This is a genomic window from Xanthomonas sp. 1678 (assembly GCF_031455575.1).
GTDB lineage: Bacteria > Pseudomonadota > Gammaproteobacteria > Xanthomonadales > Xanthomonadaceae > Xanthomonas_A.
This window is the reverse complement of sequence record NZ_JAVDSZ010000004.1, coordinates 108,917-119,620: the sequence shown is the minus strand read 5'-3', so window position 1 is coordinate 119,620 and position 10,704 is coordinate 108,917. Positions and strand designations below refer to the sequence as shown.

General features: G+C 60.3%; 8 protein-coding genes. 1 reads left to right on the top strand and 7 read right to left on the bottom strand.

All coding sequences use genetic code 11. The features are described from left to right. Positions 1-8 precede the first annotated feature (8 nt). Entirely contained in the window at positions 9-1,532 is a 1,524-nt protein-coding gene (locus J2Y70_RS09760) for a hypothetical protein (RefSeq protein WP_309916576.1), read from the top strand. 378 nt (positions 1,533-1,910) lie between these two features. Here the strand turns inward: J2Y70_RS09760 and gmd are convergent, their stop codons facing one another. The 7 genes from gmd to J2Y70_RS09725 form a co-directional block, all read right to left on the bottom strand. Continuing rightward, positions 1,911-2,996, bottom strand: coding sequence for a GDP-mannose 4,6-dehydratase (gene gmd, locus J2Y70_RS09755; protein ID WP_309916573.1), 1,086 nt, complete (start codon positions 2,994-2,996; stop codon positions 1,911-1,913). A gap of 34 nt (positions 2,997-3,030) precedes the next feature. Beyond that, positions 3,031-4,086: a glycosyltransferase family 4 protein gene (locus J2Y70_RS09750; protein ID WP_309916569.1), complete on the bottom strand. Its 1,056-nt coding sequence runs from the start codon at positions 4,084-4,086 to the stop codon at positions 3,031-3,033. Positions 4,087-4,351: 265 nt separating this feature from the next. Next, positions 4,352-5,317 carry a glycosyltransferase family 2 protein gene (locus tag J2Y70_RS09745; protein ID WP_309916566.1) on the bottom strand — a complete coding sequence of 322 codons (966 nt, stop codon included), beginning with the start codon at positions 5,315-5,317 and terminating at the stop codon, positions 4,352-4,354. A 44-nt stretch (positions 5,318-5,361) separates the two neighbouring features. Beyond that, entirely contained in the window at positions 5,362-6,321 is a 960-nt protein-coding gene (locus J2Y70_RS09740) for a hypothetical protein (protein ID WP_309916562.1), read from the bottom strand. Next, positions 6,322-7,461, bottom strand: a complete 1,140-nt coding sequence (locus tag J2Y70_RS09735) for an FAD-dependent oxidoreductase (protein WP_309916559.1) — start codon at positions 7,459-7,461, stop codon at positions 6,322-6,324. Position 7,462: 1 nt separating this feature from the next. Continuing rightward, entirely contained in the window at positions 7,463-7,849 is a 387-nt protein-coding gene (locus tag J2Y70_RS09730) for a GtrA family protein (RefSeq protein WP_309916556.1), read from the bottom strand. 8 nt (positions 7,850-7,857) lie between these two features. Next, positions 7,858-10,704 carry a discoidin domain-containing protein gene (locus J2Y70_RS09725; protein ID WP_309916554.1) on the bottom strand — a complete coding sequence of 949 codons (2,847 nt, stop codon included), beginning with the start codon at positions 10,702-10,704 and terminating at the stop codon, positions 7,858-7,860.

Genomic DNA, 10,704 nt, shown 5'->3' with positions numbered 1-10,704 from the left:
TTGTCACCATGCTGCTCGTTGTGTTAGCGACAACCGTGCTGCCACGTGTCGCGAACATATCCGCACCCCCTTCCACCGATGAAGGCTACATGGCCTATTTCGCGATGAAGATCGCGGCATCGGTGTCCAGTCATGGGCGACTGCCAGATGACGGCCCGCTGATGCTGTACCCCATGCTGCTATCTTGGATATTCGAACTTCCTGGCAATCACAGCGTTCTGCTGCGCATCGCGGATCTCGTCGTGGCATCCGTGGCGGGTGGACTTTTATTTTTCGTGTTGCTCAAGGAATCACGCAGCGTCTTGGCCGCTGCAGCTATCTCGTCGCTCTTCCTTCTGACGATGAATGCCGCCGTGTTCGTACAATACGGCTTCAAGAACAGTTTTTTTGCTGCGTATGTTCCACTACTCGCGGCACTATTGCTGTCGGGGAAAGACGGGCCGCTTTCGGCGCGACGCTACGCAAGCATCGGCGCACTAGTCGCACTCGGCGTTTTGCTCAGAGAGACACTGGCTCCATTCGTTGTTTTTGCCGTCGCCGCCATCTGGATCAGCCGCGGCTTCAGGAGCACATTGCATTTCTGTGCCGGTGGCGCAGCCGCGGGACTCTCGTTGCTTGCACTTATCGCACTTTGGCGGGGCGATTTCGAAGGGCTGGTAGCCGGCTATAAAAGCGCTGGACTTTTATATCGCGCACTTGAGAACCAGCGTCAAAAGTACTTCAACAACGCCCTGAGCGGCTTCTTTGCCACTGCGCGGCTGCCATTGATTCTTGCAACGGCTAGCCTTCTGGTAATAGTGTTGCGCCAATGGATGCGACGCAATGCATGCGAACTCCCTAAGGCCACGTTGTGGCTAGGCATTACGCTTACTGCGTTGATAGAACCTGCGACGAAAATCGGCTTTCCTTACCACTTTGCCGTCTGCCTCCTTGGCTTGGCGGGATTGTGCGCCCAGGGATGGCGCGTGTTGATCCAAGGCCGGCCACCTCGCCAAGCACACGCCGCAGCATCTCTCTTCGCCGCTGCGACGGCCTTGATGATTGCCCCACAGATCAAAGACGCCTTGAAGACGCTGCCCTATGCCACCAGGGAAGCATACCGCGTAGCGCGCAGCGGATGGCCAGCCGAGATCGTTAACCAATCGAACTACCTGATGGCTGCACGCCTGATCCAGGCCACCACCCCGCCCGCGGGCACCGTGAGTGTCAGCGGCTTCATGTTTTCGCTATATCCGCTTTCAGGCGCACTTCCTCCATCCAGCGAATTGAGCAACCTCAGTGGTGAACTCATTCAACTGGGACTGGATGGAGAACGCCTTAAAGCCGAGTTGATTCGCTGCTCTCCCGACGTAGTCATGACTACTACACGTATCGACTGGCCGGACCCGCGAATACTCACCGCCGCAGTCGAAGCGACAGGCCTCTACGAAGTCGCTGGCACCATCCCGGTGGATACCAGCAAGTCGTACGGCACGTTTGGCGGCACGGTCTATCGCAAGACCAAGCCAGGCGGACACGCCTGTCGTGACTGAGGCAATGCGAACTGGGCGCAGTAGTCCAGCGGCAGCGCGACCGACTCGCCGACTAGCGAGAGGAACGCAAAATGCAACACGGCCAAATGCAACACGGCGCCGATCTGGTGCGTCGCGATAGTGCGGGCAAGCGTCTCGCCGTCGCACAGGATCGCCTGCGACCAGCGCTACGTCGGGCAAGGCTTCTCAGTGGCCTGTGGACAGGTTTTCATACACGACCACTTCCCTGCCGCTGGTGAGCAGCGACGCACCATATGCGACCCGATGTAAACGGGCACCGCGGCAAACCAGAATCTTCATACGCCCCCTGTCTCTACCAAATGGAAAGGGCCCGCTTGACGGGCCCCTTCCTTACTACCTTGCGACTTGTTCGATCGATTACTCGTGGAAGTCGAAGGCGCTATAGCCGTGACGCTTCACCAACTCGTCGCGTTCGGCAGACTTGAGGTCCTCGCGCACCATCTCGGCCACGAGTTCCTTGAACGTGATCTTGGGCTCCCAGCCCAGCTTCTGCTTGGCCTTGCTCGCGTCGCCCAAGAGTGTCTCCACTTCGGCGGGACGGAAATACAATGGGTCGACCGCAACCACGCAATTGCCCTTGTCGTCGTAGCCCTTCTCGTCAACCCCGTTGCCTTCCCAGCGGATGTTCATGCCGAGTTCGGCGGCAGCGGCATTCACGAAATCGCGTACGCTGAACTGCACGCCGGTGGCGATCACGAAGTCTTCCGGCTGCTCCTGCTGCAGCATCAGCCACTGCATCTCGACATAGTCCTTGGCATGGCCCCAGTCACGCAGCGCATCCATGTTGCCCAAATACAGGCAGCTCTGCAGGCCCAGCTTGATGCGAGCCAGCGCACGGGTGATCTTGCGGGTCACGAAAGTCTCGCCGCGCACCGGCGACTCGTGGTTGAACAGGATGCCATTGCAGGCATACATGCCGTAGGACTCGCGATAGTTCACGGTGATCCAGTAGGCATACAGCTTGGCAACCGCATAAGGTGAACGCGGGTAGAAGGGCGTAGTCTCCTTCTGCGGGATTTCCTGCACCAAGCCGTACAGTTCCGACGTCGAAGCCTGATAAAAGCGCGTCTTCTTTTCCAGGCCAAGGATGCGGATCGCTTCAAGCACGCGCAACGGACCGAGGGCGTCGGAGTTGGCAGTGTATTCAGGCTCCTGAAACGACACGGCCACATGGCTCTGCGCGGCTAGATTGTAGATTTCGTCCGGCTGCGTCTGCTGAATGATGCGGATCATGCTGCTCGAATCAGTCATGTCGCCATGGTGCAGGATGAAGCGACGATCCCTGACGTGGGGATCCTGGTAAAGGTGATCGATGCGATCAGTATTGAACAGCGAACTGCGCCGCTTGATACCGTGAACGATATAGCCCTTACCCAACAGGAACTCGGCCAGATACGAACCATCCTGGCCCGTCACACCCGTAATCAAAGCAACCTTACTCATTACTTCCTAAACCTTAGTCGATGGATTGTCAAAGTCACAGAGAAAAGATCCTCCTCAAGGCAGGCAGCCGGCTATCCCAGGAATACTCCTTGAGACAGACCTGCCGTGCCAACCGCCCCATTTCCCGATTGCGCTCGGGATCTGCAAGAAGTTCGATGCAGGCACGGGCAAACTGGGCCGCGTTGTCAGCAAGGCGGATGCTGCGCTCGGGTTCATACGCAAACCCCGCCCCGGCAAGCGTAGATGCGACGCAGGGTACGCCTGCGATTGCGTACTGGTTGATCTTACCACGCAATCCTGCCCCACCCAGCGCCGGCGCGATGCCGACCCATGCGTGGGACAACTCGGCCTCCAGCGAGCCAACCTCGCCCACTAGGTCAACGGCTTCATCAGCATGCGCCGGCAGTTGGGCCAGCCCGCGCCCGGCCACACGCAGTCGGTAGCTGGGGTGCCTGGCCTTCACATGCGGATGAACGTCACGCAGGTACCAGTCAAGCGCGTCCAGGTTGGTCTGCGAACCGAAATAGGCCAGGAACACCACGGTCGGCACGCCCTTCAGTGCACGTTCCGGCAACGCGCGGAGGGACTCGGCAAACTCTGCGACAGAGATCCCGGTTTCCACCGCTTGCACGCCGCCCCAGAACCTGAACATGCGCAGGACCCGCGCATCCGCTTCGGACACGCACATCACTCGGTCGGCTCGCCAGACGCCAAGCAGTTCACGCAGTGCGAACCGCAGTTCCCACAACAACCAGTGCTTGCTCGGCACGAACGGCACGCCCTGATGGCGCAGCGCAAGGGCCGCTGCGCGGACATGGGACTCTATCGGGGACACGACAACCCGTGGTACTCCACTTCTGCGGAAGAAGGCCACCAGGTCGCCCGCCTGCAAGAACTGCAGATCGACCGCATCAAAGCCTCCCTCCAGCACGCCGCTGGCCACGATTCCGGCTTCGTTGAACATCTCGACCGGCAGCTGGATGACACGTTCGAAAATCGAAGCCAGCTCAGGCTCAAGCGCCTCGCCATGGCTGCAGGTGACCAGCGTGAGCGAAAGCCCCTCGACCTGCTCGGAGAGCAGGCGGTACATGTCAAGCAGGCGCAGTCCCCCACCCGTACCATGCTCGGGTGGATAGAAAGACACAAGCAACAGCCGCTTTGTCTTTTGCGATTGGCCCCGATCGACATTACTCACAGCGTCACACCTCCCCGGCAGACACGAAGAAAGCCGAAGCGACGCCATATCGCTCGCTGACCACTCCACTCAGGGAACTGATTTCCCTTCCAGTTCGGAATGACGTTCGCACTTCCTAACGCGACAGCCACCAGGGCACACCCAGCCACCAGACCTGCCCTCACGACTGACCGAGCGATTTCCGCCGCTCCGAAGTTCCACAGGATTGGAACTCGTAAGGCAACGCGATCGGCCGCCTCTTGGATTCGATATGCACCTGTCCAAGATATTCGCCAATGACCGCGAGCACGAAGAACAACAGCGCAAACTGCAGCGACAACACGGCACACACCACGAGGGGCGCGATCCAGGCCGGCGGCGCGACAAAGATCGCGCCAATCGAAGCCACGACACATAGCGCCGAAACAACGCCTGCCAGCCCGATCTTCCGCAACGGCTCGATCGAAATCCCCGTCAGGCTGTCGAGCGCGTAGCGGATCATCGACATCAACTTGTATTTCGTTTCCCCGGCAAACCGCTTGTCCCGCTCATAAGCGACCACACTGGTGTTCATCCCCAGGTAGGGAACCAACACCCGGAAAACGCCATTTACCTCGGGCAGCTCCAACAATCTCGTCACGGCCTTGCGGTCCAGCAGGCGGAAATTCGCGGCACTCTCCTCCAGCTTGAGCTTTCCGGAAAGCGCATCCATTACCGTGTAGAAGATGTGCGCGGTCGAGCGCTTGAAGAAGCTGTCACTCGGGCGACCGGAGCGGGAACCCACGACGATGTCAGCCCCCTGCTCCCAGGCCTTGATCATCTCCAGAATGACCGCAGGCGGGTCCTGCAGATCGGCATCCATTACCACGACTGCATCCCCGGACGCGGCGCGCAGACCCTCCTGGATCGCCGCTTCCAGTCCAAAGTTCCGCGTCAATCGCAGCACACTGATCGTGTCCGGGAACCGGGCACGAACCGCCTTCATCTGCTCGTACGTGCCGTCCCGGGACCCGTCTTCCACCAGTAGCAGCTCGAAATCATAGCGGTCCGCTATCGGCTCCAGGGCCCGCAACGTCTCCTCGCAGAACGTAGAAACAAGCGCCTCTTCGTTGTACATCGGGCCAATGATCGAAATCAACTTCTTCATCTAATAATTCCCGTCCAGTCATTGTCATCCGCGCGCGCGGAAACTCACAGCACGTTGACCCGATCCTGATCGACCATGACCACACTGTTCTTCTCGAATGCAATGGAGTAATCACCCCGCTCCCTGCGGTCGTCGAGCAGCCTGCCCAGATACTCCCCGAAGAACGCCATCATGATGAACTGGAACATGAATAGCATGGACATCGAAAGCACGACCGTGGTCCATCCTGGAACGATGTTGTTGCTGACCAGATGGATCAGCACGCTATAGGTGGCCAACACAAAGGCAGCAAGAGCACCCAGGAAGCCCAGCACGGACATCCAGCGCAGCGGACGCAGCGAATTGAATACCATCAGTTGAACCAGACGGTAAACCCCCTGCACCAGGGACTTCTCTCCTGACAGCGGGGACCTGCTCTGGTAGTTGTAGGCCACCGAGGGGTAGCCGGTCTTCTGGATGCGCAGATAGAACTGGTGGTGAAAACGCCCGGTACTCGTCACGGCATTCACCGCACGCCGACTCAGGCATCTAAGGCTGGTCGCATTCTTCGGCAATTGGTAATCGATGGCGCGCAGGAGGCGATCCGCGAAATACCTGAAAACCGTATAGGCGAGGGTTTTACGCCGCTTCGCCGTGCCAATGACCACGTCATAGCCGGACCTGCAGAGGTCCACGACATCCGGAACCACCAAGATGGGATCCATCTCATGGTTGAAAAGCACGACGAAGTCGCCGATGGCATTCTCCAGCCCTGCCGCCCAGGCGACATCCAGGCTAACCGTCCCCACCAGCTGGATATAGCGGACGCTGGGCAGGTGCGTGAGCATCTCCACAATGTCCCTGCTGGCGCTCGAATCCATGATCGCGCCCTGCCCGACCACAACTATCTCGTAATCCGAGTACCGGACATTCAGCTCGCGCTGCATGGCGGAGATCTCTTCGTAGCGCAATGGCGCGGCCGTCTCCACGACGTACACCACCGAAACAAAAGAATCGCTTTTCACTCAGCCCCTCCCCCCGAACTCCGCCAGACCTCTCGCCTCAATCGCGTCAATCGCGTCAATCGCGTCGTAGACATTATCAATCTTCCCCCCCATGACGCAGTGAAATCCTTCCAGTGAATGGTTGGCCTTCAACAGGATCGGCCTGGAGTCATCCGACTCGCTGCGTGGCAGGACGGTCTTGGTCTCCCATAGGGAGCGCTTGTAGACGCACTCATCCAGCAATGGGATGTATCTGGCGGCATCCTTCTGCATATGGCGCCAAGCCGACGCGCGGCCATGATCGTCGAGAATGCGCTGACTGTCGGCGTACTGACCTCCCTGTTCATCAGACCACTCGAAGCGAGGCGTGTAGCGGACATGACTGAATGAGTGCAACCCGGCCGACGGGAAGGGCATGACCGAGAAGAACGGGCCACACATCACGGTGATCCCGACATCCCGGAGCTCGGGCGGAACCTCGACAAGACACATCTCGGTCACCTCATGCTTCAGCGGTATCAGCTCCAAACCGGAATTGGCGTTGAGGTAGTTGATCCGGGAGTACGAGCAATTGAAAACATGGCTGGCATGCAGCTCAGTCCATTCATCGCCTCCCTCCTTGCCAACCTCCACGACCAGACCAGGCCCCTCCCGCCGAATACGCTGCGCGGAAGTACCGAAATGCACCTGCACACCTGCATCCGCCAACCTACCCATCATTCTGTCCCGCAATGCGACCGCGTCGAACGCGTACTCAGTGACGGAAAAGCAGGCCTCGATCAGACTCGGGTTGACAAGCTTCTGCATGGCATGCGACGCAGGAACACAGCGCGCGCCGATACGATCACAGAACTTCTGGAACTGACGGCCAGTGACCTTCCCCAAGGGCTTTCCGATCAGATACTGCATCTCGAAAGAAGAATAGACGCAATCCCTGAACTCACCTACGAACCGGGGAAACGACAGGCGCGAACGCAGTGCGGTCAACACACTGCGCGGATAGTGGTATCCGTTATGGACGCGCGCCTGGTTGTTGAACGAGGCCCGGGTCATCAGGGCATCTTCCTTCTCGAATAGGTGCACCTTGGCACCCTTCCGCGCCAGGTGCTCGGCGATGCACGCGCCGAAGAAGCCGCCGCCAATGACGATAGCCCTGTTCATCTTATTCCCGGAAGGTCCAGAACTTATGGCAGAGGAAATTGAACACCCCGACCAGGACGACATTGACCACCCCGACCATGACCGCATCCACGCCCATCGGGGACAGCACCTCGGAGACCAGCACATTCATGCCAAACGACAGCCCGACCACGATCAGGAATTTCACCAGGCTTGCGCCACTCATTTTCCTGCGGAACGCAAAGACCCCTGAGCCGACGTAGGAAACGATGGTCCCAACCGCATAGCCCACGATCACCGAAGGGGTATTGCGCCAGCCAAGCCAGGAAGCACACAGGGCGATCACCAGCAGATAGGTAATGCTGGAGACGACGCCGACCAATCCAAAGGTCAACACCTGCCGGTATCGCTGTACGGTCCTGTTCAACATGGAGTAATTCAATTTCTATCGACCCTTCGCAGCGACCTGACGGCAGGGACCAGCCACGCCAGCGCGGCAAGCACGCCGTACAGGGCGAACATGACCCAGAAAGCCAGCAATGGCCAGTTCCTGTAGCGCAGCTCCAGCACGTTGCGGCCCGCCGCCGCGTCGATGGTGATCAGTCCCTCGCGCGGCCTCGGCTTGATCCGCTTGCCATTGAGCGTGTAGCGCAGGTTGGGATTATCGGAGAACAGGTACTGCACGGTCGTCGGCGCGTCCGACTGCCATGCCACCCGGGTGTAATTGGCGAAGTTGGTTTCGAAATCCAGCAGCTTCGGCGAGACGTCGGTGACCGCTCCCGCAGCCGGTGCCGGTGCCGGGCCACCGAATACCTCGACCTCGGCCAGGTGAAGATAGGCTTCCTCCGGCGCGCTCGCGCCGCCAAGCTGCACACGTACATAGCGACCCTGCACACCGCCGACCCGGACGACGTCATGCTGCGTGCGCCCGGGCAGCTGCCGCGCCCAGGTCCCCGGCCGGGCCTTCAGGGTGTCCGCGGTGTCGGCGGGCCCGAAAGGCGTCCTGGAGACGAAGACCCAGTAGTCGTGCAGCCTGAACTCGTACCTCTTCACGTTCCAGATGCCGATGCGGTCGATCGCCTGCGCACTGCCAAGGTCGATATCAAGCCACGCGTTGAGATCCTGGTTGGTGTGGGAAATCGATCCAGCCTCGAGATCCCCGTTCGTATTGCCATCGACGGCGAGGCGCGCCTCGCGGCCATCGATGGTCCCGCTCTGCGTCGCCGCCTTGCCCCTGGCGATATTCACCGGCTCAGGACGCGTTGGCCCGATCCTGAAGAAGCCATTGTCCACCACGGTGGAGTCGGCCGGTGGATTTGCCGATGCCGTGGCCCGCAAAGGCACCGCGACGATGCCGTTCGGCAGGTGGTAGATGTCGTCGGGCGCCACGCCCGCGGCGAATTCCGCCAGGGCGCCCACGGCGGACAGGTCGGACTCATAGGCCACGAAGAAGTCCGCGCTCGAACGCGTGACCAAGTCCCAGTCAGGATTCAGCACCCAGGTTTCATCCCTGACCGCCATCGGCATCTTCTGCAGGTAATCCGCACGCGGACCCATGCGGAAATCGAAGCCATGGTAGGAGGAGAGCTTCAGCTCGTTGAGGACGAGGTAAGGGAACGACTTGGGAAATGGCTCCCGCCCCACCTTGCTCCACAGCAGGGTGAGGTCGACATACTTGAGCACGGCCTTGTCGGAGAACCGCTGCTTGAGATACTCGGCAAAGCGATGCTTCTCGCCCGCATCAAGCGACATCACGTCCGTCCTGGACCGGGCCTCGTAGGTATTCCGCCCGTGCGAGAAGTCGTACATCACGTCGAGTGCGGGCAGAAGGGACAGGGCGATGGCCGCGCTGTACGCAATGCCCCTCACCGGCACCAGCAATGCCACGATGAAGGCGAACGCAAGGACCAGTTCAAACAGCACGTAGTTGTTCAAGCCGAGACTGCCCGACACGCCAGGGCTTCGTGCCACCAGGAAGGCCCCGACCAGCACGAGCAGCCCCACGACCAGCAGCGCGAGCTTGGTGGCGAGCACCGGCCGGGTCTCGACCACGGCCCGCAGCATGATGGCGATGACTACCGCGAACAGGAGGTGCACCGGCAGCAGGAACCGCTGATAGATATGCATGCCCCCGACCTGGGGCACGAAGTAGTAGACGAGGTCGCTGACGACACTGAACTCGCCGAAAGTCGACAGCGTGACGAGCATCCAGATCGCCAGGCAGCCCACGATCGCCCGCCACTCCCTTGGTGTGACCGCCTTGATCGGATCGCGTCCGAAGACAAACAGGCAGAAGATGACGACCGCGATCAGGCCCGCCTGCGACGAGAACTCGTAGAACGGCCCCGGCACCTCCAGCCGCGTGGAAAGCAGCCGGAGCAGGCCCTGGGGCGCCTGGGCAAGCTGGTGAGCGCTATAGAACAGCGACGGGGTATCGGTGCTGATCGTCGCCTTCAGGTGCCGGTAGATGGCGAGCAGGTAAGGCATCACGATTACCGATGCCACCCCGTAGGGCAACATCGCCAGCACGACGCGCCGAACGCGCATCCGCAGCGTGACGTCATCGTCGGCCAGCACCAGAAGCGTTGCGGCGACCACGACGACCGACAGCCCGATGCTCGTGACGCCGATGGGGACATAGCCGCCGAGAAAGCCGAAGATCACCGGCAGGGCCGCGGCGAACAGCCGTCCGACCGTCGGCCCGGCCGCGAAGGACAGCGCCATGTAGGCCGCCCACGGCAACACCGATATGCAGAAGATGAACTGCGGCTGCGTGGTCGCGCTGATCATGTTCACGCTGAACGTGAAGGCGGTGGCCGCGAAGGCCGCAATCGCGAAGCCGAAGAAACGCGTCAGCAGCCTCAACGAGAAATAGCAGGCAATGAACGAATGAAGGGCAACAAGCCAGACCAGGATCCGGCCGTAGTCCTGCATTGCCGTGCCTTCCGGTGAGGACAGCAGGCAATAGAGGACGAAGAGCGGGTGCAGCACGAAGAAGTTCGGCGCAAGGAAATAGTCGGAGCTGCCGTTGTACTGTGAAAAATCCAGCGCACTGAAGTGCATTCCCGCGAGCAGGGAATGCGTCTTCATCATGGAGGGCCAGTAGAGGCCGAGCACATCCCCGCCATAGAGGATGCCGCCGGCGTCAAGCGAGCCATGCCTCAGCGCCGGATAGTAGAAGAGCAAGGTCACCGCGGCCGCGAGGAAGAACGCTCGGTTTCTGTCGATGGCGCCTGCCGCCGCGCCTGCGGCGCGCACAAGCCAGTCCGCCAGCGCATCGAGCAT